Origin of the sequence: Burkholderia sp. AU30198, assembly GCF_020419825.1 — a bacterium.
Taxonomy (GTDB): Bacteria; Pseudomonadota; Gammaproteobacteria; order Burkholderiales; family Burkholderiaceae; genus Burkholderia.
On sequence record NZ_JAIZSA010000008.1, the window covers coordinates 153912 to 178753 of the forward strand.

Consider the following 24842-nt stretch of genomic DNA (forward strand, 5'->3'; position numbering starts at 1 on the left):
CCAGGAGCTCGAGCCGTTTTGCCCACCTTTGGAGAGAGTCATGGGACAGTACGCCGCGCCGCTGCGCGACATGCAATTCGTGTTGCACGAGCTTCTGAACGTCGAAGCCGAAGTCAAGCAAATGCCCAAGCATGCGGACCTCGACGCCGACACGATCAACCAGGTCCTCGAGGAAGCGGGCAAGTTCTGCTCCGAGGTACTGTTCCCGCTGAACCAGGTCGGCGATCGCGAAGGCTGCACGTATGAAGGCGACGGCGTCGTGAAGACCCCGACCGGCTTCAAGGAAGCCTATCAGCAGTACGTCGAGGCCGGCTGGCCGGCACTCGGCTGCGATCCGGACTACGGCGGCCAGGGCCTGCCCGCGTTCGTGAACAACGCGCTCTACGAAATGCTGAACTCGGCGAACCAGGCATGGACGATGTATCCGGGCCTGTCGCACGGCGCCTACGAGTGCCTGCACGCACACGGCGCGCCGGAACTGCAGCAGCGCTACCTGCCGAAGCTCGTGTCGGGCGAATGGACCGGCACGATGTGTCTGACCGAGCCGCACTGCGGCACCGACCTCGGCATCCTGCGCACCAAGGCCGAACCCAACGGCGACGGCTCGTACTCGATCAGCGGCACGAAGATCTTCATCTCGAGCGGCGAGCACGACATGTCGAAGAACATCGTCCACCTCGTACTCGCGCGCCTGCCGGAAGCGCCGCAGGGCACCAAGGGGATCTCGCTGTTCATCGTACCGAAGTTCATTCCCGACGCAGCGGGCGAGCCGGGCGAGCGCAACGGCATCAAGTGCGGCTCGATCGAACACAAGATGGGCATCCACGGCAACTCGACGTGCGTGATGAACCTCGACGGCGCGAAGGGCTGGATGGTCGGCGAGCCGAACAAGGGCTTGAACGCGATGTTCGTGATGATGAATGCCGCGCGCCTCGGCGTCGGCATGCAGGGCCTCGGCCTCACGGAAGTCGCATACCAGAACTCGCTCACGTACGCGAAGGAACGCCTGCAGATGCGTTCGCTGACGGGCCCGAAGGCACCGGACAAGCCGGCCGACCCGATCATCGTGCACCCGGACGTGCGCCGCATGCTGCTCACGCAGAAGGCCTACGCCGAAGGCGCGCGCGCGTTCACGTACTGGTCCGCGCTGCAGATCGACAAGGAACTGTCGCACGGTGACGAAGCGGTGCGCAAGGAAGCAGCCGATCTCGTCGCGCTGCTCACGCCGATCATCAAGGCGTTCCTGACCGACAACGCGTTCGAGTCGACCAACCACGCGATGCAGATCTACGGCGGGCACGGCTTCATCTCCGAGTGGGGCATGGAGCAGTACGTGCGCGACGCGCGGATCAACATGATCTACGAAGGCACGAACTCGATCCAGTCGCTCGACCTGCTAGGCCGCAAGGTGCTCGGCGACATGGGCGCGAAGCTGAAGAAGTTCGGCAAGCTCGTCACCGAATTCGCGGAAGCCGAAGGCGTGAAGCCGGAAATGGCCGAGTTCATCAACCCGCTCGCCGACATCGGCGACAAGGTGCAGAAGCTGACGATGGAAATCGGCATGAAGGCGATGCAGAACCCGGACGAAGTCGGCGCTGCCGCCGTGCCGTACCTGCGCACCGTCGGCCACCTGGTGTTCTCGTACTTCTGGGCGCGCATGGCGCGCCTCGCACTCGACAACGAAGCGTCGGGCGATCCGTTCTACAAGTCGAAGCTCGCGACCGCACGTTTCTACTTCGCGCGCCTGCTGCCCGAGACGGCGTCGACGATCCGCGCCGCACGCGCCGGTTCGAAGACGATGATGGAAGTCGACGAATCGCTGTTCTGACGCGAGTCCGGGCGGGGCGCGACGCGCGCCGCCCGAACGCAACGGTTCCTGGTACTCACTTCGCCGTGCAGCCCACCTCTCCCGCGCTGCACGACACTATCCGGAGACATCCCGTGAGCAATTTCCTGATTCGCAAGGTCGCCGTGCTCGGCGCCGGCGTGATGGGCGCGCAGATCGCCGCGCACCTCATCAACGCACGCGTGCCGGTGCTGCTGTTCGACCTGCCGGCCAAGGAAGGCCCGAAAAACGCGATCGCGCTGAAGGCGATCGAGAACCTGAAGAAGCTGTCGCCCGCGCCGTTCGGCGTGAAGGACGACGCCAAGTACCTCGAAGCAGCGAACTACGAAGACGACATCGCGAAGCTCGCCGAGTGCGACGTCGTGATCGAAGCGATCGCCGAGCGGATGGACTGGAAGCACGACCTGTACAAGAAGGTCGCACCTCACATCGCGCCGAACGCGATCTTCGCGACCAACACGTCGGGCCTGTCGATCACGAAGCTGTCCGAAGGTTTCTCGGACGAGCTGAAGTCGCGCTTCTGCGGCGTGCACTTCTTCAACCCGCCGCGCTACATGCACCTCGTCGAACTGATCCCGACCGCGCATACGCGTCCGGAGATCCTCGACCAGCTCGAGACGTTCCTGACGAGCATCGTCGGCAAGGGCGTCGTGCGCGCGAAGGACACGCCGAACTTCATCGCGAACCGCGTCGGCATCTTCTCGATCCTCGCGGTGATCACCGAGGCCGCCAAGTTCGGCCTGCGCTTCGACGAAGTCGACGACCTGACGGGCAGCCGCCTCGGCCGCGCGAAGTCGGCGACGTTCCGCACCGCGGACGTGGTCGGCCTCGACACGATGGCGCACGTGATCAAGACGATGCAGGACAACCTCGCCGACGATCCGTTCTTCCCGGTCTACCAGACGCCTGCCGTGCTCGCCGAACTGGTGAAGCAGGGCGCGCTCGGCCAGAAGACGGGCGGCGGTTTCTACAAGAAGGAAGGCAAGGCGATCAAGGTGCTCGACGCGAAGACGGGCACCTACGTGGATTCGGGCGCGAAGGCGGACGAAACCGTCGGCCGCATCCTGAAGCGCCCGCCGGCAGAACGCCTGAAGCTGCTGCGTGAAACGGACCATCCGCACGCGCAGTTCCTGTGGTCGATCTTCCGCGACGTGTTCCACTACATCGGCGTGCATCTCGAGTCGATCGCCGACAACGCGCGCGACGTCGACCTCGCGATCCGCTGGGGCTTCGGCTGGAACGAAGGCCCGTTCGAAGGCTGGCAAGCCGCCGGCTGGAAGCAGGTCGCCGAGTGGGTGCAGGAAGACATCGCGGCAGGCAAGGCGCTCGCGAACGTGCCGCTGCCGTCGTGGGTGCTCGAAGGCCCGGTCGCGGAGAAGGGTGGCGTGCACACGGCCGAAGGCTCGTGGGCGCCGGCCGCGCAGCGCTTCGTGCCGCGTTCGGACCTCGCGGTCTACGACAAGCAGGTATTCCGCGCGCCGCTGCTCGGCGAAGCCGGTGCCGATCCGAAGACTTACGGCAAAACGCTGTTCGAGACCGACGCAGTGCGCGCGTGGGTCGACGACCGTGCGGGTGAAGACGACGTCGTGATCGTGTCGTTCAAGTCGAAGATGAACACGATCGGACCGAGCGTGATCGACGGCCTCGTGCAGGCGATCGAACTCGCGGAGAAGGACTACAAGGGCGTCGTGATCTGGCAGCCGACGTCGCTGAAGCTCGGCACGCCGGGCGGCCCGTTCTCGGCCGGCGCGAACCTCGAAGAGGCGATGCCCGCGTTCATGATGGGCGGTGCGAAGGGCATCGAGCCTTTCGTGAAGAAGTTCCAGGAAGGCATGCTGCGCGTGAAGTACGCGAACGTGCCGGTCGTCGCAGCCGTGTCGGGCATCGCGCTCGGCGGCGGGTGCGAGCTGATGCTGCACAGCGCGAAGCGCGTCGTGCACGTCGAGAGCTACATCGGTCTCGTCGAAGTGGGCGTCGGCCTCGTGCCGGCGGGCGGCGGCCTGAAGGAAGCCGCGCTGCGCGCAGCGGATGCTGCCACGGCCGCGAACGCGACCACCGACATCCTGAAGTTCGTCACGAAGTCGTTCGAGAACGCGGCGATGGCGAAGGTGTCAGCGTCCGCGCACGATGCCCGTGCGATGGGCTACGTGAAGCCGTCCGACACGATCATCTTCAACGTGTTCGAACTGCTCGACACCGCGAAGAAGGAAGCGCGTGCGCTGGCCGCAACCGGCTACCGCGCACCGCTGCGTGCGAAGGACGTGCCGGTCGCAGGCCGCTCGGCAATCGCGACGATCAAGGCATCGCTCGTCAACATGCGTGACGGCCGCTTCATCAGCGATCACGACTACCTGATCGCGAGCCGTATCGCCGAAGCCGTGTGCGGTGGCGACGTCGAAGCCGGCAGCCTGGTCGACGAGCAGTGGCTGCTCGCGCTGGAGCGCCGTGCGTTCGTCGAGCTGCTCGGCACGCAGAAGACGCAGGAACGGATCATGGGCATGTTGCAGACCGGCAAGCCGGTGCGTAACTGAGCGAGCGGATAAGGCAAGGAGTCTCAAATGAGCAAACAATTGCAAGACGCATACATCGTCGCCGCCAGCCGCACGCCGATCGGCAAGGCCCCGCGCGGTGTCTTCAAGAACACGCGCCCGGACGAGCTGCTGGTCCACGCGATCAAGTCGGCGGTGGCGCAGGTGCCCGGCTTCGACACGAAGCTGATCGAAGACGCGATCATCGGCTGTGCGATTCCGGAAGCCGAGCAGGGCCTGAACGTCGCGCGGATGGGTGCGCTGCTCGCGGGCCTGCCGCAGACGGTCGGCGGCGTGACGGTCAACCGCTTCTGCGCGTCGGGTATCACCGCGCTGGCAATGGCGGCCGACCGTATCCGCGTCGGCGAATCGGACGCGATCTTCGCGGGTGGCTGCGAATCGATGAGCATGGTGCCGATGATGGGCAACAAGCCGTCGATGTCGCCGCACATCTTCGATCGCAACGAAGACTTCGGCATCGCGTACGGGATGGGCCTGACGGCCGAGCGCGTCGCCGAGCAGTGGAAGGTGAGCCGCGAAGACCAGGACGCGTTCTCGGTCGAGTCGCACCGCAAGGCGCTTGCCGCACAGCAGGCCGGCGAGTTCAACGACGAAATCGCCGCATACACGATCACCGAGCGTTTCCCGAACCTCGCGACCGGTGAAGTCGACGTGAAGACGCGCGAGATCGCGCTCGACGAAGGTCCGCGTGCGGATACGTCGATCGAAGGTCTTGCGAAGCTGCGTACGGTGTTCGCGAACAAGGGCTCGGTCACGGCCGGCAACAGCTCGCAGACGTCGGACGGCGCAGGCGCGCTGCTCGTCGTGTCGGAGAAGGTGCTGAAGGAATTCAACCTGACGCCGCTCGCGCGCTTCGTGAGCTTCGCGGTGCGTGGCGTGCCGCCGGAAATCATGGGCATCGGCCCGAAGGAAGCGATTCCGGCCGCGCTGAAGGCTGCCGGCCTGAAGCAGGACGATCTCGACTGGATCGAGCTGAACGAAGCGTTCGCCGCGCAATCGCTGGCGGTGATGCGCGATCTCGGCCTCGACCCGTCGAAGGTCAACCCGATGGGCGGCGCGATTGCGCTCGGCCACCCGCTCGGCGCGACCGGCGCGATCCGCGCGGCGACCGTCGTGCACGGGCTGCGCCGCCGCAACCTGAAGTACGGGATGGTCACGATGTGCGTCGGCACCGGCATGGGTGCCGCGGGCATCATCGAACGCCTGTAAGCGGAGCGGGACAGTAGCGACGACGGTGCGCGGGCCACGAGCTCGCGCACCGTTTTTTCATTCCGGTAGAGGAAAGTCAAAGGAGACGGTTGTGGCCGAAATTCAAGTGGAACGCGCCGATGGCGTGATGACGATCACGATCGCGCGCCCGGCGAAGAAGAACGCGCTGACGGCGGCGATGTACCAGACGATGGCCGACGCACTCGCCGACGCCCAGGAAGACACGGCGGTTCGCGTGATCCTGCTGCGCGGTGGCGACGGCAGCTTCACCGCGGGGAACGATCTCGAGGATTTCCTGAAGTCGCCGCCGAAGGACGACACCGCGCCGGTGTTCCAGTTTCTTGCGCGGATCAGCAGCGCGAGCAAGCCGATCGTGGCCGCGGTGCCGGGCCTGGCGATCGGCGTCGGCGTGACGATGCTGCTGCATTGCGATCTCGTGTACGCGGCCGACACCGCGACGTTCTCGCTGCCGTTCACGCAGCTCGGGCTGTGCCCGGAAGCCGCGTCGAGCGTGCTGCTGCCGCGTCTGGCCGGCCATCAGGTCGCAGCCGAGAAGCTGCTGCTCGGCGAGGCGTTCGACGCGCTGGAAGCGCACCGGATCGGCATCGTCAACCGCGTGCTGCCGGCGGCCGAGCTCGACGCGTTCGCTGCGAAGCAGGCGGCGAAGCTCGCGGCGCTGCCGGCGGCATCGCTGCGTGTGACGAAGGCGCTGCTGAAGGATACGGGCGGCGTGGCGACGCAGGCGCGGATGGCCGAGGAAGCGGGCCACTTCGCCGCGATGCTGCGCGCACCGGAAGCGCGCGAGGCGATGACGGCGTTCTTCGAGAAGCGCAAGCCGGATTTCCGTCAGTTCGACTGACGGGGCAGGGCGCGCCGGCAGTGGATTGCCGGCGCGCGCCCGCGATCGCGCTCAGGCCGTGCCGTAATCGACGTGGCCGGTTTCGCGGCAGAAGCTGACGAGCCGCAAGCCGGCCGCTTTCGCAATCTCGATCGCGAGCGACGACGGGGCGGAGATGGTTGCCACCAGCGGGATGCCGACCCGCGCGGCCTTGCGCACGAGCTCGTAGCTCGCGCGGCTCGACAGGAACACGAAGCCGTCGGTCGTGTCGGCGCGCGACAGCACGAGCGAGCCGATCAGCTTGTCGAGCGCGTTGTGGCGGCCGACGTCCTCGAACGCCATCCGGATCGCGCCTGTTGCGTCGCACCACGCGGCCGCGTGCAGGCCGCCCGTGAGCCGCGTGAGCGCCTGGTGGGCCGGCAGCGCCTGCGCCGCGCGTGCGAGCGCGTCGGGCGCGAGGCGCGCGAGAAAGCCCGTATCGGGCACGCGTTCGGGCGCGAGGTCGAGCAGGTCGATGCTTTCGATCCCGCATACGCCACAGCCGGTGCGCCCCGCGAGTGCGCGGCGGCGGTCCTTCAGCGCGGCGAACGCCTGCTGCACGACTTCCAGATGGACTTCCGCGTGCGGCAGCGGTGCGTCGGCGTGCAGGATCACCTCGATGTCCTTGATGTCGCTGCCGCGCGCGACGATCCCCTCCGAAATCGCGAAGCCGACCGCGAATGCCTCGAGGTCGCACGGCGTACACATCATTACCGCGTGCGAGATGCCGTTGAAGACGAGTGCGACCGGCCATTCCTGGCCCACGTAGTCGTGCGCGGTTTCGACGGCGTCGCCGCGCGTGCGGCGCACGGACAATTCGATCGCGCCGCGCGGTTCGGTTGTTTCGGTCGGATTCACGAGCACTCCCGTTGATTCGAAGCACGGGCGGCGACAATCGTGTGCGCCGCCCGCGCGCAGAGGTTCTAAAATACCTCAGGCAGGCCGGCCGCGCCGGCATCCGCCACGTCAGGTAACGACCATGGGACTCAGCGACGCTCCGTTGCTATTCAACTTCGAACACGATTCGTCGGAAAATTTCACGTACATTCCGATGATCGTGCGTTTCAATCTCGACCGTTTCGGTCTGCGGATTTCACTGGAGCAGTGGCAGTTGCTGCCGCTCGAGGACCGCAAGCTGCTCGCGCGCTTTCCGGCCGACGAAGACACCGCGATCGAGCCCAACTTCGATCACGCGCTGTTCGAAATGCTGCGCACGCACGCCGATCTGGAACCATCGTGGTTCCAGCCAGACGAGCAGCCGACCTGGCGCGCCACCCACATCGTGCCGGCGTCGCTCGTGCAGCAGAGCGCGCTGGCCGGGCTGATGGCGCCCGAGCTCGCGCAGTGGCAGCGGCTCGCGCCGTTCCAGCGCTACGTGCTGGTGAAACTGTCGCGCAAGCCGAAGCTGAACCACGATTTCCTGCCCGCGATGCGGGAGTTCGGGCTGACGGCTACGCATTGACGCGGCCGTGCGCCGCGCGGTCGCGGCGCTCGCCGGTCAGAGCGGCGGCAGTTGCCGCGGCTTGCGGTCGGGGCCGGTCGCGACGTAGGTGAGCGTCGCTTCGGTGACCTTCACGATTTCACCGATCAGGCGCATGCGCTGCGCGTACACCTCGACGTCGACCGTGATCGACGTGTTGCCGGTGCGCGTGATGGTCGCGTAGAAGCTCAGCAGATCGCCGACGAACACCGGCTGCTTGAACACGAACGAGTTGACCGCGACCGTCGCGACGCGGCCGTTCGCGCGCTGGCTCGCGGGGATCGAGCCGGCGATGTCGACCTGCGACATGATCCAGCCGCCGAACACGTCGCCGTGGACGTTCGCGTCGTGCGGTTGCGGGACGACACGCAGCGCGGGCTGTTTCTGCGGGAGTTCGAGGGTCGAATCGGTCATGGCGGGGGCTTTCATCCTGTAATAAACGTGCCGCCGCGCGCAGGCCGGCCGGCGAGGGCGCCGGCAGCGGCGCGAAGCGGCTTCTGCGACAATACAACGTCCGCAAATTGTACGAGAAAGTGAGCGAGCCGGCCGCCGATGCACGCGCCCGGCACCGCCGCCGATCCTTCCCCCATGCGCCGATTTCCTGCTTCCGGCGAGCCCGCGCCGGCTTCGACCGGGCCCCGCAACGACTGGCAGACCATCCGGTCGTTGCTGCCGTACCTGACCACCTACAAATGGCGCGTCGCGCTCGCGCTCGGCTGCCTGATCGGCGCGAAGGTCGCGAACCTCGGCGTGCCGGTCGTGATGAAGCGCATCGTGGACCACCTGTCCTACGTGCAGCAGATCACCGCGCTCGGCCGCGCCGAACAGTCGGCCGCCATCGTGCTCGCGGGCGGCGTGGGCCTGCTGGTCGTCGCGTATGCATTCGTGCGGCTGTCGACGTCGCTGTTTACCGAGCTGCGCGAGATCCTGTTCTCGAAGGTGACCGAGAGCGCGGTGCGCCAGCTCGCGCTGCAGGTGTTCCGGCACCTGCACGGGCTGTCGTTGCGGTTTCACCTGGAGCGCCAGACGGGCGGCATGTCGCGCGACATCGAGCGCGGTACGCGCGGCATCCAGCAACTGATTTCGTATTCGCTGTACAGCATCCTGCCGACGCTCGTCGAGGTCGGGCTCGTGCTCGGATTCTTCGTGGTCAAGTACGAGGCCTATTACGCGTACGTGACGTTCGCGGCGCTGGTCACCTACATCGTGTTCACCGTGAAGGTCACCAACTGGCGCACGCATTTCCGCCGCACGATGAACGAGCTCGATTCGCGCGCGAACTCGCGGGCGATCGATTCGCTGATCAACTACGAGACGGTCAAGTATTTCGGCAACGAGGAGTGGGAAGCGCAGCGCTACGACGAGAACCTGCGGCGCTACCGGAAGGCCGCGATCCGCTCGCAGAATTCGCTGTCGGTGCTGAACTTCGGCCAGCAGGCGATCATCGGCACGGGGCTCGTGTTCATCCTGTGGCGCGCGACGCAGGGCGTGCTCGCCGGCAAGCTGACGCTCGGCGATCTCGTGCTGATCAACACGTTCATGCTGCAGCTGTACATTCCGCTGAACTTCCTCGGCGTCGTGTATCGCGAGCTGAAGCAGAGCCTCACGGACATGGACCGGATGTTCGGGCTGTTGTCGTCCGCGAAGGAAGTGGCCGACCTGCCCGATGCGCGTCCGCTCGCGGTGGCCGGCGCGCAGGTGCGCTTCGAGCACGTGAATTTCGCGTACGAGCCGGCGCGGCAGATCCTGCACGACGTGTCGTTCACGATCGACGCGGGCACGACGACCGCGGTGGTCGGCCACAGCGGCTCCGGGAAGTCGACGCTGTCGCGGCTGCTGTTCCGCTTCTACGATCTCGACCGGCAGGCGGGCGGCGCGATCCGGATCGACGGCCAGGACATCCGCGACGTCACGCAGGACTCGCTGCGCGCGTCGATCGGGATCGTGCCGCAGGACACCGTGCTGTTCAACGACTCGATCTATTACAACATCGCGTACGGGCGGCCGACCGCGACCCGCGACGAGGTGATCGCGGCCGCGCGCGCCGCGCACATCCACGATTTCATCGAAAGCCTGCCGAAGGGCTATGACACGCCGGTCGGCGAGCGCGGGCTCAAGCTGTCGGGCGGCGAGAAGCAGCGCGTCGCGATCGCGCGCACGCTGCTGAAGAACCCGCCGGTGCTGCTGTTCGACGAAGCGACGTCGGCGCTCGATTCGCGCTCGGAGCGTGCGATCCAGCACGAGCTCGACCAGATCGCGCGGCATCGCACGACGCTCGTGATCGCGCACCGGCTGTCGACGGTCGTGCACGCGCAGCAGATCCTCGTGATGGACCACGGGCGGATCGTCGAGCGCGGCACGCACGACGAACTCGTGCGCGCCGACGGGTTGTATGCGCAGATGTGGGCGTTGCAGCAGCAGCGCGCCGCGGCGGGCGGGGAAGAGGCGGAAGCCGCGTGAGCGGCGGTGCTGCGCGCGGGGGCGCGCAGCGGAAGGGCGCTTGCTCGATGGGCGGAGTCGGGCCGGCAGGATGGTCCGGCAGGGGCTGGCCCTGTTGATCGGTCAAGCCAACCCAGCCAGTTCGCCGGTTGGCCAGTCAGTCAGCCGGTCAGCCGCACCACCGCATCGCCGCATCGCCGAACAGCCGAACAGCCGAACAGCCGAACAGCCGAACAGCCGAACAGCCGAACAGCCGAACAGCCGAACAGCCGAACAGCCGAACAGCCGGCCAACTGACCAGCCGCTCAATCAACCAACCGTTCAATCAGCCGGCCGCTCAATCAGCCGGCCGCTCAATCAGCCAGCGGATCGATCAACCCGACGACCAGTCAACCGGTCACCCCGCGGCGCGCAGCCGCGCGTCAAGCTCGCCCAGCTGCGCGGGCGTGCCGACGTTCTCCCAGATACCTTCATACAGTTCGCCGCTCGCACGGCCGGCTTCGATCGCCGCGCGATAGTACGGCGTCAGCGCGCGCCGCGTGCCCGGTGCGAGATCGCGAAACATCCGCGTGTCGTACAGGCCGATGTTGCCGAACGTGAAGCGCGCGGCGCCGTCGAGCGCCAGGCGGCCGTCGTCGCCGAGCGCGAAGTCGCCGGCCGGGTGGAACGGCGGGTTCGGCACCATCACGAGGTGCATCGCAGGTGTTTCGAGCGCGGCCATCCGGGCGGCGCGCGGCGCGAGCGTCCGGTAGTCGAACGCGCAGTAGACGTCGCCGCTGACCGCCGCGAACACGGCCGGCTGCCCGTCGCGCTCGAGCAGCGGCAACGCCTGCGCGATGCCGCCAGCCGTTTCCAGCGCTTCGCCCTCGGCCGAGTACGCGAGCCGTACGCCCCAGCGCGAACCGTCGCCGAGCGCGGCCTCGATCTGCTCGCCGAGCCACGCGTGGTTGATCACGATCGTCTCGATGCCTGCGCACGCGAGCGCTTCGATCTGCCACACGATCAGCGGCTTGCCGCCCGCTTCGAGCAGCGGCTTCGGACGGGTGTCGGTGAGCGGGCGCATCCGTTCGCCGCGCCCGGCGGCGAAGATCATCGCCGTGGTCAGGGTGTTGCTCATGTTCGGCCGGGTTTCAGGAGAGTCGGAACGGTCAGAACGTATAGCCGACGTCGGCCGGCGCGTTGCCCTCGAGTTCGTCGAGCAGCTTCGCGAACGGCACGAGCGGGCGGTAGCGCAGCGCGACCTTGCGCGCGTACGCGATGAAGCGCGGCAGGTCGTTCAGGTAGTGCGGCTTGCCGTCGCGGTAGTTGATGCGCGCGAACAGGCCGAGCACCTTGATGTGGCGCTGCAGCCCCATCCATTCGAGCTGGCGGTAGAACTCGCCGAAATCGGGGTCGACCGGCAGGCCGGCCTTTTTCGCCTTTTCCCAGTAGTACGCGAAGCAGTCGAGCTCGAACTCCTCGTCCCAGCTGATGAACGCATCGCGCAGCAGCGACACGACGTCGTATGTCAGCGGCCCGTAGACGGCGTCCTGGAAATCGAGGATGCCCGGGTTCGGCTCGCAGACCATCAGGTTGCGCGGCATGAAGTCGCGCAGCATGAAACCCTGCGGCTGTGCGTGCGCGCTGGCGATCAGCAGCGCGAAGGTGCGGTCGAGCGTGCCGCGCATCGCGTCGGTGACGGGCTTGCCGAGATGGCGGCCGACGAACCATTCGGGCATCAGCTCCATCTCGCGGCGCAGGAATGCCTCGTCGAACGGCGGCAGCACGTCGGGCTTCGACGTCAGCTGGAAGCGGATCAGCGCGTCGAGCGCGGCGCGCATCAGCGGCTTTGCGGCGGCCGGGTCGGCCGGATCGAGCACCGAGATGTACGACGTGCGGCCGAGATCGGTCACGAGCATGAAGCCCGCGTCGAAATCGTGGGCCAGTATGTCCGGCACGTGGTCGCCCGCCGCGGCGAGCAACTGCGCGACCTGGACGAACTCACGGCACTTTTCGGGCGGCGGCGCGTCGACGGCGATCAGCGTGCCGCCGGCGCTCGTGGCCGATGCGACACGGAAATAGCGGCGGAAACTGGCGTCCGACGAGGCGGGCGCGAGGGTCGACAGATCGAGCGCATAGCGCTCGGCGAGCGGGTGCAGCCACGCGGTGAGCGCTTCGAGGCGGGCGTCGGGCTGGGATGCGGCGGATGGGGGCGTCATGAAACTCGGAGGAGGGGGGAACGTCTTGCCATATAATACCCCACGACTTTTTTGACGCGCCCCGCGTCAGCTTTCCGCCGTGCAGGCCCGCCGCCTGTCGAGCCGTCACCCGATCGCCTCCCCGGTTTGCGCTCAGCCGCAGTCGCGGTGCGACGGTGCGGCCCGCCGCGCGCGAATGTGCCGCGACGGCGCGGTTGACAAGGGGCGATTCGCCAAACGATAGATGCCGCCCAAACCGCTATTCCCGAATGTTTTCCCCGGTGACGGGGCGCCGCGCAAACGGCGGCTCGCGCTCGCGCTCCTGGCCGTGCCCGGCCTCGTGCCGGCCGTGTCGTACGCGCAGCTGTCGGGCGCGGCCGCGCAGCCGCAGTCGCTCGACTCGCCGTGGGATCTGCGTCTCGCGCCCCAGCTCGAGGATCATCCGCTGAAGAACGGCGCCAAGCCGGCCGCCTTCGTGATCGCCGACCACACGAACGGGACGGCCGAGCAGGATCTCGCCGCGAAGGGTTCGGCCGAGCTGCGGCGCGGCGACGCCGTCGTGAAGGCCGACGCGATCCACTACGATCAGGATACCGACATGGCCGATGCGTACGGCCAGGTCAAGGTGGTCAATGGCAGTACGTCGTTCGCAGGCCCCGAGGCGCACCTGAAGATCGAGGCGAACCAGGGCTTCATGACGGCGCCGAAGTATCACTTCAACATGACGGGCGGCTCGGGCAGCGCGGAGCGCGTCGACATGGTCGACAACGAGCGCTCGGTGTTCGTCAACGGCACCTACACCGCGTGCCAGTGCTCGACGAACCCCGCGTGGTACATCAAGGGCAGCCGCTTCGACTTCGATACGGGCGCAGACGAAGGCACCGCGCGCAACGGCGTGCTGTTCTTCCAGGGCGTGCCGATCTTCGCGAGCCCGTGGATGACGTTCCCGTTGTCGGGCGAGCGGCGCAGCGGCCTGCTGCCGCCGACGTTCTCGATGAGCTCGAACAACGGCTTCGAGCTGTCGCTGCCGTACTACTTCAACATCGCGCCGAACCGCGACCTGACACTCACGCCGCGCATCATCTCGCGGCGCGGCGTGATGGCCGAGGCGACGTTCCGCTACCTGTCGCCGTCGTATTCGGGCACGTTTACGGCCAATTACCTGCCGGACGACCGGCTCGCGCACCGCAACCGCTACGCGATCTACTGGCAGCACCAGCAGAACTTCGGCGGCGGTTTCGGCGGCTACGTCTACTACAACAAGGTCTCGGACAACACGTATCCCGAAGACCTCGGGTCGACGAACCAGTTCGTCAACGGGACGCAGACGCTGTACCAGCAGGAAGCGGGCCTCACGTACAACAACGGCCCGTGGTCGGTGCTCGCGCGCTACCAGCACTGGCAGACGCTGCCGCCGTCGATCGCGCCTTACAGCCGCGAGCCGCAGTTGAACGTGAAGTACACGAAGTACAACGTCGGCGGCTTCGACTTCGGCGCGGAAGCCGACTATTCGCGGTTCCGCATCACGACGGGCGATGCGACCGAAGGCGACCGGATCGTCTTCAATCCGTACATCTCGTATGGCGTGTACGGCCCCGGCTACTTCGTCGTGCCGAAGGTCCAGTACCACTTCGCGTCGTACGACCTGAACTACCTGTCGTCGACTACGCCGAACAGCCCGAAGCGCTTCACCGAGTCGATCCCGACCGTGAGCTTCGATACGGGGCTGATCTTCGACCGCTCGGTGCGCCTGTTCGGCCAGGACTTCATCCAGACTCTCGAGCCGCGCCTGTACTACGTGTACACGCCGTATCGCGACCAGTCGAACGCGCCGTTGTTCGACACCGCGGAATCGGACTTCGGCCTCGCGGAGATCTACCAGCCGAACACGTTCGTCGGCAACGACCGGATCGCCGATGCGAACCGGATCACGGCCGGCCTGACGTCGCGCTTCATCGATCCGCGCACCGGCGACGAGCGCGCGCGCTTCGTGATCGCGCAGCAGTACTACTTCGCCGATCAGCGCGTCACGCTGAATTCGGGGCAGTCCGCCGCGCAGGCACGCCACTCGGACCTGATCGTCGGCGCCGCGCTGAAGCTCGGCTCGGGCTTCATGTCGGAGACGGCGTTCCAGTACAACCAGAACAACAACCAGCTCGTGAAGTCGAGTGTCGGGTTCGGCTACAGCCCGGGCGAGCGCCGCGTGATCAACGTCGGCTATCGCTATACGCGATCGAACACCACGCTCGACAACCAGCCGATCAACCAGTTCCTGGTGTCCGCGCAGTGGCCGCTCACGCGCCGCCTGTATGCGATCGGCCGCTTCAACTACGACATCGCCGGCGATCGCGTGGTCGACGGTCTGGTCGGCTTACAATACGACGCGGATTGCTGGGCGCTTGGGGTCGGGGTGCAACGGGCTGCGAACGGTATCAATTCGTCGGGACAGCAGAATTCGTCGACGCGAGTCATGATGCAGCTGACACTCAAGGGCCTGTCGACGGTCGACAACGGCCTCGTGTCCGCGTTCCGCGCCGGGGTGCCGGGCTACACGCCGCTGCCGCCGCCGCCGCCACCGATGTCCCGCTTCAGCAACTACGAGTAACGCCGGCTTGTCTGCACCGGTCAGCACGATTTCAATGGAGTTCCAGTGGCAATGAAGAAAACCCTTCGTTTCGCGGCAGTCGTGTCCAGCCTCGCTGCGGCCGCCGCGCTGCTCGCCGCCGCGCCGGCCGCGGCGCAGGCGCTCGGTTCGCAAGGTGCGCAGCTCGCCGACGAAGTCGTCGCGGTCGTCAACAACGACGTGATCACGGGCCGCGAACTCGACCAGCGTGCCGGCCTGATCGCGCGCCGGCTGCAGCAGCAGAATGCGCCGGTGCCGCCGGTCGACCAGCTGCGTGCGCAGGTGCTGAACCAGATGGTGCTCGAGCGTATCCAGGTGCAGAAGGCGAAGGACGACGGGATCCGCATCGACGACGCGACCGTGCAGTCCACGCTGCAGCGTCTCGCGCAGGCGAACGGCATGACGCTCGACCAGTACCGCTCGCGTCTCGAGGCGCAAGGCGTGCCCTGGAGCATCTTCACGAGCGACGCGCGTACCGAACTGATGCTGTCGAAGCTGCGCGAGCGCGAGGTCGACGGCAAGATCACCGTCTCGGACGCCGAGGTCGCGAACTACATCGCGAGCCAGCGCGGGCCGAACGCGTCGCAGCAGCAGGATCTGCGCTTCCAGCACATCTTCATCAAGGCGCCGACCAACGCGCCGCAGGCCGACATCGAAGTCGCGCAGAAGAAGGCCGATGCGTTGCTGCAGGAGGCGAAGTCGGGCGCCGATTTCGAAAAGCTCGCGAAGAACAATTCGGAAGCGAACGACGCGAAGAAGGGCGGCGACCTCGGCTTCAAGTCGCCGAGCGCGCTGCCGGCCGAGGTCGTCGACGCCGCATCGAAGCTGCGCCCGGGCCAGGTCAACCCGACGCTGATCCGCGTGCCGGACGGCTTCGAGATCGTGCGTCTCGTCGATCGTCGCCAGAGTCAGGGTGCGTCCGCCGCGGCACCGAAGATCGTGCAGACGCACGTGCGCCACATCCTGTTGCGCGTGGGCGAAGGCAAGTCGGAAGGCCAGGCGCGCCAGCAGCTGGCCGACATCCGCAACCAGGTCGAGGCCGGCGGCGATTTCGCGAAGTTCGCGCGCACCTACTCGCAGGACGGCTCGGCGTCGCAGGGCGGCGATCTCGGCTGGATCAGCCCGGGCGAGACCGTGCCGGAATTCGAGCGCGCGATGAACAACCTGCAGGACGGCCAGATCAGCCAGCCGATTCGTACCGAGTACGGCTATCACCTGATCCAGGTGCTGAACCGCCGCGAGGCGGAAGGCTCGGTGCAGCAGCAGATGGACATCGCGCGTCAGGCGATCGGCCAGCGCAAGGCCGAACAGGCGTATGCCGACTGGCTGCGCGAGCTGCGCGATTCGTCGTACGTGCAGTACAAGTTCGGCGGCGCCGGTCCGGCGAACTGAGCGAGCATCAGATGACCACGCCCGCGTTGCAGATCGCAATCACGACCGGCGAACCTGCGGGGGTCGGCCCGGAGCTGACCGTGCAGGCGCTGCGTGATGCCGCGCAGCGCTGGCCCGATGCGCATTTCACCGTGCTCGGCGATGCGGCGCTGCTCGATGCGCGTGCGGCGGCCGTCGGTGCCGACCGGGCCACGCTGGCCGGTGGCGGGCCGGTGTCGGTCGCGCATCATGCGCTCGCCGTGCCCGTGCAGGCGGGCAAGCTGGACGCGGCGAACGGTCCGTACGTGCTCGGGTTGCTCGACGCGGCGATCGACGGCGCGCTGGCAGGCCGGTACGACGCGATCGTCACCGCGCCGCTGCAGAAGAGCACGATCAACGATGCGGGCGTGCCGTTCACCGGCCATACCGAATACCTGGCGGAGCGCACGCATACGCCGCGTGTCGTGATGATGCTGGCCGGTACCGGCCACAAGCCGCTGCGCGTCGCGCTCGCGACCACGCACCTGCCGCTGAAGGACGTGTCGGCCGCCTTGACGGTCGACGGGCTCGTCGAGACGCTCGCGATCATCGATCGCGACCTGCGGCGCGACTTCGGTCTGGCCGCGCCGCGCATCCTCGTGACGGGCCTGAACCCGCACGCGGGCGAGAACGGTTATCTCGGCCGCGAGGAGATCGACGTGATCGCGCCGGCGCTGGCCCGCGCGAACACGCAGGGCATCGACGCGCGCGGCCCGTATCCGGCCGACACGCTGTTCCAGCCACGCCATCTCGCCGACGCCGATTGCGTGCTCGCGATGTTCCATGACCAGGGTCTGCCCGTGCTGAAGTATGCGACGTTCGGCGAGGGCATCAACGTGACGCTCGGGCTGCCGATCATCCGCACGTCGGTCGATCACGGCACGGCACTCGATCTGGCCGGCACGGGCCGCGCGGATCCGGGCAGCATGATCGCCGCGCTCGACACGGCCGTCACGATGGCGCGCCATCGCCGCACGGCCTGACGCCCGGCTTTACCTCTTTCGTCGTATTTTTCGTTTTACTCAGTCGATGTCGAACAGCAGACAGCACCAAGGCCATTTCGCGCGCAAGCGCTTCGGGCAGAACTTCCTCGTCGATCACGGCGTGATCGATTCGATCGTCTCGACGATCGGCCCTGCGCGCGGCCAGCGCATGGTCGAGATCGGCCCCGGGCTCGGCGCGCTGACCGAGCCGCTGATCGCGCGCCTCGCGACGCCCGAGTCGCCGCTGCATGCGGTCGAGCTCGACCGCGACCTGATCGGGCGCCTGCAGCAACGCTTCGGCCCGCTGCTCGAACTGCACGCGGGCGACGCGCTTGCGTTCGACTTCCGGTCGCTCGCGGCGCCCGGCGACAAGCCGTCGCTGCGGATCGTCGGCAACCTGCCGTACAACATTTCCAGCCCGCTGCTGTTTCACCTGATGACGTTCGCCGATGCGGTCATCGACCAGCATTTCATGCTGCAGAACGAAGTCGTCGAGCGGATGGTCGCGGAGCCGGGCACGAAGGCGTTTTCGCGTCTGTCGGTGATGCTGCAGTACCGCTACGTGATGGAGAAGATGCTCGACGTGCCGCCGGAATCGTTCCAGCCGCCGCCGAAGGTCGATTCGGCGATCGTCCGGATGATTCCGTACGAGCCGCACGAACTGCCGGACGTCGATCCCGTGCTGCTCGGCGAAGTCGTCACCGCCGCGTTCTCGCAGCGCCGCAAGATGCTGCGCAATACGCTCGGCGACTATCGCGAGACGATCGATTTCGACGCGCTCGGCTTCGATCTCGCGCGTCGCGCGGAGGACGTGAGCGTGGCCGAATATGTCGGCGTCGCGCAGGCGCTCGCGGCGGTGCGCAAGGCCGGTTGAGGCCGGTTGAGGCGGGTTAAGGCCGGTTACGCGAGCCGGCCCGGATGTGCGAAAAAGGCTGCCCTGCGGGGCAGCCTTTTTTATGGCGTGGGCGCGCGCGTGTTGCGCAGGGTGGTCATGCCCGCCTGCGCGGCGGCGCGTTGACGAGTGCGATGCCGGTCAGCACGAGCGCGGCCGCGGACATGAAGCGCCAGCCGACCGATTCGCCAAGCAGCAGCACGCCGAACGCGACGCCGAACAGCGGCGACAGGAACGTGAAGACGGACAGCCGCGACGCGCTGTAGCGCGTCAGCAGCCAGAACCACGACAGGTAGCTGACGAACGCGACGATCACCGACTGGTACGCGAGGCTCACCATCGCGATCGGCGTGACGCGTGCGAACGACACCTGGCCGAACAGTGCGGCCAGCGCGACCAGCACGACCGCCGACACCGCAAGCTGATAGAACAGCGTCTTGCTCGCGCTCGCCCGCGCGAGCGTCGTCGAGCGCACGACGACCGTCGTCGCGGCCCACATCGCACCGCCGAGTATCCCGAGCGCGTCGCCGGCGAGCCCGGCCAGCACGGATGCACCGGGTGCGCGCGGCTTCAGGAAGCCGTCCGCGAACGCGAGCGCGATGCCGGCGAAGGCGAGGCCGACGCCGGCCCACTGCGTGCGCTGCAGCCGCTCGCCGGGTGCGAACAGGTGCAGGCCGAGCGCGGTGAAGCACGGCGCCGTGTAAAGGAAGATCGCCATGTGCGACGCGCTCGTCAGCGTCAGCCCGAAGAACACGCAGATGAATTCGCCGGCGAACAACGCACCGGCCGCAAGACCTGGGCCGAACGTGCCGTCGGCCTGGAACAGCGGAGTACCGCGCGAGCGGGCCCAGCCCCATAGCAGCACCGCCGCGATCACCGAGCGCAGCCCGGCCTGGAACATCGGTGCGATCGCGGCGTTCGTACTCTTGATCGCAACCTGCTGGAAGCCCCAGATCGCGCATAGCAGCAGCATCAGGCCGACGGCGCGCGTGTCTAGGGCGCGGCGCACGGGGGCAGCGGCGAGCGTGGTCATCGGCGAGCCTCACCGGTTCGGGACGGCGGCTGCGAGATCGGGAGGGCGGCGCATCCGGCGCGCTCGAATCGGCGGTTTCGCACGGCAGTGTGGAGGTAGGGAAGTGTGGGTGGTCGCGTTCGGGCGGTGGATCGCATGCCCGATTTTGGTGCGAGGTGGAAGGATGTTACCCGATCGGCGCGGTAGCCGGGCGAGCCGGATCGTGCTGTTTTTCGCCGTTGTGCTCGCGCCGGTCGGGATCGATGGGCCGTCTCGGCCGCGCGCCGGCCTGGCACTCGCGGCTAGGCGCGCCTGGCTGGGCGCCCCCGGCTAGGCGCCCCCGGCTAGGCGCCCCCGGCGAAGTTCACCCGACTCTGGTAGAGTTCCCGGTTCTGGAAAGTCCCCACAGGAGTACAACCCATGCGATTGCTGCATACGATGCTGCGAGTCGGCGATCTCGACCGCTCGATCAAGTTCTACACCGAGTTGCTCGGCATGAAGGTGCTGCGCCGCGACGACTATCCGGAAGGCAAGTTCACGCTCGCATTCGTCGGCTACGGCGATGAAAGCAACAACACGGTGATCGAACTGACCCACAACTGGGACACGCCGTCCTACGACCTCGGCACGGGTTTCGGCCATCTGGCGCTGGAAGTCGACGACGCTTACGCGGCCTGCGACAAGATCAAGGCGCAAGGCGGCAAGGTCACGCGCGAAGCGGGCCCGATGAAGCACGGCACGACCGTGATCGCGTTCGTCGAGGATCCGGACGGCTACAAGATCGAGTTCATCCAGAAGAAGGCGCACTGAGCGCCGGATGAACCGGGCTGCGGCGTGCGATGTGCGCCGCAGCCGCAAAAAAGGGCGGTGCGGGGTAACCCGCATCGCCCTTTTTCGTTGGCGGCGAAGCCGTGCGCGTCAAAGCGACGGCAGCAACTCGGGCGGGTGATGCTTGAGCGTGTGCCGCGCTTCGCGGAACTCGGGGAAGATCGATTCGACGGTCTGCCAGAAGGCCGGGCTGTGGTTCATCTCGCGCAGGTGCGACAGCTCGTGCGCGACGACATAGTCGATGATCGACATCGGGAAATGGATCAGCCGCCAGTTCAGGCGGATCTTGCCGTCGCTCGAGCAGCTCCCCCAGCGCGTCGCGGCCGACGACAGCGCGTACATCGAATATGTGACGCCGAGCTTCTCCGCATAGACCACGAGGCGTTCCCCGAAGATCCGCTTGGCTTCGCCCTGCAGCCAGCCCTGCACGCGATCCTTGATCTGCTGCATGTCGGCCTGCACGGGCAGCGGCAGCGAGAGCCGCAGCGCATCCGCATCGAACGCGACGGCGCCCGCGCCGAGCGCGATCGTCACCGTCTTGCCGAGATAGGGGAGTTGCGCGCCGTCGCGCCAGTCGATCTGCGGCAGCGCGCGCTGCTCGGTGCGCGTCTTCCACTCCGCGAGCTTCGCGAAGATCCAGCGTTGTTTCTCGGCGATCGCGGCTTCGATGTCGGCGAGCGTGACCCAGCGCGGCGCGGTGATCGACAGCCCGCTGCCGTCGATCGTGAAGCCGATCGTGCGGCGCGCGGAGCGCTTCAGGCGGTATTCGAGCACGCGGCTGTCGAGTGCGAACGTCCGCACGCGCGAGCGGTCGGGTGCCGGGCCCGGATCGAGGGGCGCGGCGGGTGCCGCTGCGGTCGGCGCCGGCGGCGTGGCGGGCGCCGACGGTGCGGCGGCCGGCCCGTCGAAGAGCGGCAGGTCCATCTGGCGATGATCGAGGGCCACGACGGCAGGCCGTGGCCGCGGACGCTGTTTCATCAGTTCGCTTCTTTTTGTCGTACGCAACGGCTGCAACCTGGGGGCGTCAGGCACGCGCGGCATCACGCGCGCCGGCGTTGCCCGCCTGGCGATACGAATCCGGATCGATCCGGCGCATTTCCGCTTCGATCCATGCTTCGACCTGCGAGTTCAATGCGTCGGGCGTCAGCCCCTCGCTGGGGATCGGCTTGCCGATCGACACGGTGACGACGCCCGGGAATTTCGTGAACGAATTGCGCGGCCACACCCGGCCTGCGTTGTGCGCGATCGGCACGACGGGGGCGCCGGTTTCGATCGCGAAGCGCGCGCCGCCCGTCTTGTACTTGCCCTGCTTGCCGACCGGCGTGCGCGTGCCTTCCGGGAACATGATCATCCATGCGCCTTCCGACAGGCGCTTCTTGCCCTGGCGGATCACCGAAACGAACGCGTTCTTGCCTTCCTTGCGGTTGATGTTGACCATGTGCAGCAGCCCGAGCGCCCAGCCGAAGAACGGCACGTACAGCAGCTCGCGCTTGAACACGTAGCAGAGCGGCCTCGGCATCAGCGCCGGAAACGCAAGCGTCTCCCAGGCGGACTGGTGCTTCGACAGCAGCACCGCCGGGCCGTCGGGCAGGTTCTCGTACCCTTCGATCCGGTAGCGGATGCCGTTCAGCCAGCGCACGACCCACAGCGTCGACTTGCACCAGCCGGCCGCCATCCAGTAGCGCGCATCGGGGCGCATGAACGGAAAGGCGATGAAGCACGCGGTGGCGTACGGCACCGTGTACAGGACGAAGTAGATCAGCAGCAGCAGGGAGCGGACGAAGCGCATCGGCGTAAGTCTGGCGTTAGGGAGGATGCGCGCGGCGGCTGCATCACTCGTGGTCGTGTGAAAGGAAATCGAGCGCGAACGCGCGCAAGTCGTCGTGGACCTTCGTGCCGGGCGGCAGGTTGCCGGCGGCGAGCGTCTTCTTGCCCTTGCCGGTAAGCACGAGGTGCGGCTGGAAGCCGACCGCGACGCCGGCCTGCAGGTCGCGCAGCGAATCGCCGACGACCGGCGTGTGATCGGGATCGATCTCGAAGCGCTCGGCGATCATCTGCATCATGCCGGGTTTCGGCTTGCGGCAGTCGCAGTGATCCTCGGCCGTGTGCGGGCAGAAGAACACCGCGTCGATACGTGCGCCGACCGCGGCCGCCGCGCGATGCATCTTCAGATGCATCGCGTTGAGCGTGGCCATGTCGAACAGCCCGCGACCGATGCCGGACTGGTTGGTCGCGACGACCACGCGATACCCCGCGTGGTTGAGCCGGGCGATCGCCTCGAGGGCACCGGGCAGCGCGATCCATTCGTCGGGCGTCTTGATGAACGCATCCGAATCGACGTTGATCACGCCGTCCCGGTCGAGGACGACGAGCTTTCGGTTGGGGCTGATCGGCATCGTGCGGCCCTTATGCGGCGAGCTTCGAGATGTCGGCGACGCAGTTCATCTGCTGGTGCAGCGCGGACAGCAGTGCGAGACGGTTCGCGCGCAGCGCCGGATCTTCCGCGTTGACCATCACGTCGTTGAAGAACGTGTCGACCGGTGCGCGCAGTGCGGCGAGCGCCGACAGCGCGCCCGTGTACGCGCGCGCCTCGAGCTGAGACTGCACGTGCGGCGTCACGGCCGCGAGCTGTTCGTGCAGCGCCTTCTCGGCGGCCTCGACGAGCAGCGTCGGCTGCACCGTGCCGTTCGCGCCGCCTTCCGACTTCTTCAGGATGTTCGAGATCCGCTTGTTCGCGGCCGCGAGCGCTTCGGCTTCCGCGAGGCGCGTGAATTCGCGCACCGCGTCGAGGCGCGCGACGAGATCGTCGACGCGCGTCGGGTTCAGGCTCAGCACCGCGTCGATTTCGCCGGCCGAATAGCCGCGCTCGCGCAGCAGGCCGCGCAGGCGATCCATGAAGAACGCGAAGATCGCATCGGTCGACTCGGCGACGCCCGGCACGCCTTCGAAGCGCGCGTGGGCCGTGCGCAGCAGCGACACGAGATCGAGCGGCAACTGCTTCTCGAGCAGCAGGCGCAGCACGCCGAGCGCGTGGCGGCGCAGCGCGAACGGATCCTTCTCGCCGGTCGGCGCGAGGCCGATGCCCCAGATGCCGACGATCGTCTCGAGCTTGTCGGCCAGCGCGACCGCGGTCGACACGGGCGTGGTCGGCAGTGCGTCGCCGGAGAAGCGCGGCTGGTAGTGCTCGGCGCAGGCGAGCGCGACGTCGTCGGCTTCGCCGTCGTGGCGCGCGTAGTACGTGCCCATCGTGCCCTGCAGTTCCGGGAACTCGCCGACCATGTCGGTCAGCAGGTCGGCCTTCGCGAGGCGCGCGGCGCGCTTCGCGAGCGTGGCGTCGGCGCCGATCGCGGGTGCGATCTCGCCGGCCAGCGCTTCGAGGCGCTCGACGCGCGCGAGCGCCGAACCGAGCTTGTTGTGATACACGACGTTCGCGAGTTGCGGCACGCGGTCGGCGAGCGGCTTCTTCTTGTCCTGCTCGAAGAAGAACTTCGCATCGGCGAGGCGCGGGCGCACGACGCGCTCGTTGCCTTCGATGATCTCGCCCGGTGTTTTCGTCTCGATGTTCGACACGATCAGGAAGCGCGAGCGCAGCTTGCCACTGACGTCGGTCAGCGCGAAATACTTCTGGTTCGTCTGCATCGTGAGGATCAGGCATTCCTGCGGGACCTGCAGGAATTCGTCCTCGAAGCGGCACGGGTAGACGACCGGCCATTCGACCAGCGACGTCACTTCGTCGAGCAGCGACTCGGGCATCACGACGGTATCGCCGTTCGCATGTTCGTTCAGCTGCGTGCGGATCGTTTCGCGGCGATCGACGAAGTGCGCGATCACGCGGCCCTTGTCGCGCAGCGTGTCGGCATACGCGCGCGCATGCTGGATCGCGACGAGGCCGTCGGACAGGAAGCGGTGGCCGAGCGTGGTATCGCCGGCGTCGACGCCGAAGGCGGTGACGGGCACGATGCGATCGTCGTGCAGCACCGTCAGGCGATGCACCGGGCGCACGAACTTCACGTCGGAGCCGTCCGGGCGCTGGTAGGTCATCACCTTCGGGATCGGCAGCTTCTCGAGCGTTTCGTCGAGCGCGGCCTGCAGGCCGTCGGCGAGCGTCGCGCCGGCTGCCGAATAGTTGAGGAAGAACGCTTCGGCCTTGCCGTCCTGTGCGCGCTCGAGATCGGCGATCGACAGGTTCGGGTGGCCGAGCGCCGCGAGCTTCTTCGCGAGCGGGGCGGTCGGCTTGCCTTCGGCATCGAGCGCGACCGACACGGGCAGGACCTTTTCGCGGACCTGCTTTTCAGGGGCGACGGCGCGCACGTTCTGCACGACGACGGCGAGGCGGCGCGGTGTGGCGTAGCGTTCGAACACGAGTTCGCCTTCGACGAGGTCGCGTGCCGCGAGGCGTTGCGCGAGACCTTCGGCGAATGCGTCGCCGAGGCGCGCGAGGGCCTTCGGCGGCAGCTCTTCGGTCAGCAGTTCGACGAGCAGGGGGGCGGGATGATTGTGCGTCATGATTGGAATGA

General features: G+C 67.3%; 20 protein-coding genes. 11 read left to right on the plus strand and 9 right to left on the minus strand.

Annotation, left to right across the window (positions count from 1 at the left end; all coding sequences use genetic code 11):
* The first annotated feature begins 40 nt into the window (after positions 1–40).
* The 4 genes from LGN19_RS19050 (at position 41) to LGN19_RS19065 (ending at position 6463) form a co-directional block, all read left to right on the plus strand.
* Positions 41–1828 (plus strand): acyl-CoA dehydrogenase C-terminal domain-containing protein, encoded by a 1788-nt coding sequence (locus LGN19_RS19050; RefSeq protein ID WP_226216577.1) that lies wholly within the window; start codon positions 41–43, stop codon positions 1826–1828.
* 113 nt (positions 1829–1941) lie between these two features.
* Entirely contained in the window at positions 1942–4377 is a 2436-nt protein-coding gene (locus LGN19_RS19055; protein ID WP_174955580.1) for a 3-hydroxyacyl-CoA dehydrogenase/enoyl-CoA hydratase family protein, read from the plus strand.
* A gap of 27 nt (positions 4378–4404) precedes the next feature.
* The gene (locus tag LGN19_RS19060) at positions 4405–5604 is read left to right on the plus strand and encodes an acetyl-CoA C-acyltransferase (RefSeq protein WP_043190603.1); all 1200 of its coding nucleotides are present in this window, start codon (positions 4405–4407) and stop codon (positions 5602–5604) included.
* Positions 5605–5695: 91 nt separating this feature from the next.
* The gene (locus tag LGN19_RS19065) at positions 5696–6463 is read left to right on the plus strand and encodes an enoyl-CoA hydratase (protein ID WP_226216579.1); all 768 of its coding nucleotides are present in this window, start codon (positions 5696–5698) and stop codon (positions 6461–6463) included.
* Between the two features lie 51 nt (positions 6464–6514).
* Here the strand turns inward: LGN19_RS19065 and fdhD are convergent, their stop codons facing one another.
* Positions 6515–7345: a formate dehydrogenase accessory sulfurtransferase FdhD gene (gene fdhD / locus LGN19_RS19070; protein WP_374730312.1), complete on the minus strand. Its 831-nt coding sequence runs from the start codon at positions 7343–7345 to the stop codon at positions 6515–6517.
* Positions 7346–7460: 115 nt separating this feature from the next.
* Between fdhD and LGN19_RS19075 the strand changes: the two genes are divergently transcribed.
* Positions 7461–7943, plus strand: a complete 483-nt coding sequence (locus tag LGN19_RS19075) for a nitrate reductase associated protein (protein ID WP_226216580.1) — start codon at positions 7461–7463, stop codon at positions 7941–7943.
* Positions 7944–7979: 36 nt separating this feature from the next.
* On the opposite strand, the gene LGN19_RS19080 is transcribed toward LGN19_RS19075, so the two are convergent.
* On the minus strand, positions 7980–8375 hold the full coding sequence (locus LGN19_RS19080) for an acyl-CoA thioesterase (protein ID WP_226216582.1): 396 nt from the start codon (positions 8373–8375) through the stop codon (positions 7980–7982).
* 174 nt (positions 8376–8549) lie between these two features.
* On the opposite strand from LGN19_RS19080, the gene LGN19_RS19085 reads away from it, so the two are divergent.
* Positions 8550–10421, plus strand: a complete 1872-nt coding sequence (locus LGN19_RS19085; RefSeq protein WP_226216583.1) for an ABCB family ABC transporter ATP-binding protein/permease — start codon at positions 8550–8552, stop codon at positions 10419–10421.
* A 376-nt stretch (positions 10422–10797) separates the two neighbouring features.
* On the opposite strand, the gene murU is transcribed toward LGN19_RS19085, so the two are convergent.
* Positions 10798–11517 carry an N-acetylmuramate alpha-1-phosphate uridylyltransferase MurU gene (murU, locus tag LGN19_RS19090; protein ID WP_226216585.1) on the minus strand — a complete coding sequence of 240 codons (720 nt, stop codon included), beginning with the start codon at positions 11515–11517 and terminating at the stop codon, positions 10798–10800.
* A 31-nt stretch (positions 11518–11548) separates the two neighbouring features.
* Complete coding sequence (locus LGN19_RS19095; RefSeq protein WP_226216586.1) at positions 11549–12598, minus strand: aminoglycoside phosphotransferase family protein; 1050 nt, start codon at positions 12596–12598, stop codon at positions 11549–11551.
* A 223-nt stretch (positions 12599–12821) separates the two neighbouring features.
* On the opposite strand from LGN19_RS19095, the gene LGN19_RS19100 reads away from it, so the two are divergent.
* The 4 genes from LGN19_RS19100 to rsmA are packed head-to-tail and all read left to right on the plus strand — an operon-like array spanning position 12822 to position 18467.
* The gene (locus tag LGN19_RS19100) at positions 12822–15182 is read left to right on the plus strand and encodes an LPS-assembly protein LptD (protein ID WP_226216588.1); all 2361 of its coding nucleotides are present in this window, start codon (positions 12822–12824) and stop codon (positions 15180–15182) included.
* A gap of 51 nt (positions 15183–15233) precedes the next feature.
* Positions 15234–16592 (plus strand): peptidylprolyl isomerase, encoded by a 1359-nt coding sequence (locus LGN19_RS19105; RefSeq protein ID WP_122946231.1) that lies wholly within the window; start codon positions 15234–15236, stop codon positions 16590–16592.
* 11 nt (positions 16593–16603) lie between these two features.
* A complete protein-coding gene (gene pdxA / locus LGN19_RS19110) occupies positions 16604–17593 on the plus strand; it encodes a 4-hydroxythreonine-4-phosphate dehydrogenase PdxA (RefSeq protein ID WP_226216589.1) in 990 nt (329 codons plus the stop codon).
* 46 nt (positions 17594–17639) lie between these two features.
* Positions 17640–18467 carry a 16S rRNA (adenine(1518)-N(6)/adenine(1519)-N(6))-dimethyltransferase RsmA gene (gene rsmA, locus LGN19_RS19115; RefSeq protein ID WP_174955571.1) on the plus strand — a complete coding sequence of 276 codons (828 nt, stop codon included), beginning with the start codon at positions 17640–17642 and terminating at the stop codon, positions 18465–18467.
* A gap of 115 nt (positions 18468–18582) precedes the next feature.
* Here rsmA and LGN19_RS19120 read toward each other — a convergent pair whose 3' ends face one another.
* Positions 18583–19518 carry a DMT family transporter gene (locus LGN19_RS19120; RefSeq protein WP_122946228.1) on the minus strand — a complete coding sequence of 312 codons (936 nt, stop codon included), beginning with the start codon at positions 19516–19518 and terminating at the stop codon, positions 18583–18585.
* A 399-nt stretch (positions 19519–19917) separates the two neighbouring features.
* Here LGN19_RS19120 and gloA point away from each other — a divergent pair, with 399 nt between their 5' ends.
* Positions 19918–20307, plus strand: coding sequence for a lactoylglutathione lyase (gene gloA / locus LGN19_RS19125; protein ID WP_174955567.1), 390 nt, complete (start codon positions 19918–19920; stop codon positions 20305–20307).
* A gap of 108 nt (positions 20308–20415) precedes the next feature.
* On the opposite strand, the gene LGN19_RS19130 is transcribed toward gloA, so the two are convergent.
* The 4 genes from LGN19_RS19130 to glyS are packed head-to-tail and all read right to left on the minus strand — an operon-like array spanning position 20416 to position 24831.
* The gene (locus LGN19_RS19130) at positions 20416–21303 is read right to left on the minus strand and encodes a M48 family metallopeptidase (RefSeq protein WP_226216591.1); all 888 of its coding nucleotides are present in this window, start codon (positions 21301–21303) and stop codon (positions 20416–20418) included.
* Between the two features lie 46 nt (positions 21304–21349).
* Positions 21350–22114 carry a lysophospholipid acyltransferase family protein gene (locus tag LGN19_RS19135; protein WP_122946226.1) on the minus strand — a complete coding sequence of 255 codons (765 nt, stop codon included), beginning with the start codon at positions 22112–22114 and terminating at the stop codon, positions 21350–21352.
* Positions 22115–22157: 43 nt separating this feature from the next.
* Complete coding sequence (gene gmhB, locus LGN19_RS19140; RefSeq protein ID WP_226216593.1) at positions 22158–22721, minus strand: D-glycero-beta-D-manno-heptose 1,7-bisphosphate 7-phosphatase; 564 nt, start codon at positions 22719–22721, stop codon at positions 22158–22160.
* A 10-nt stretch (positions 22722–22731) separates the two neighbouring features.
* On the minus strand, positions 22732–24831 hold the full coding sequence (gene glyS / locus LGN19_RS19145; RefSeq protein WP_226216595.1) for a glycine--tRNA ligase subunit beta: 2100 nt from the start codon (positions 24829–24831) through the stop codon (positions 22732–22734).
* Positions 24832–24842: the final 11 nt, after the last annotated feature.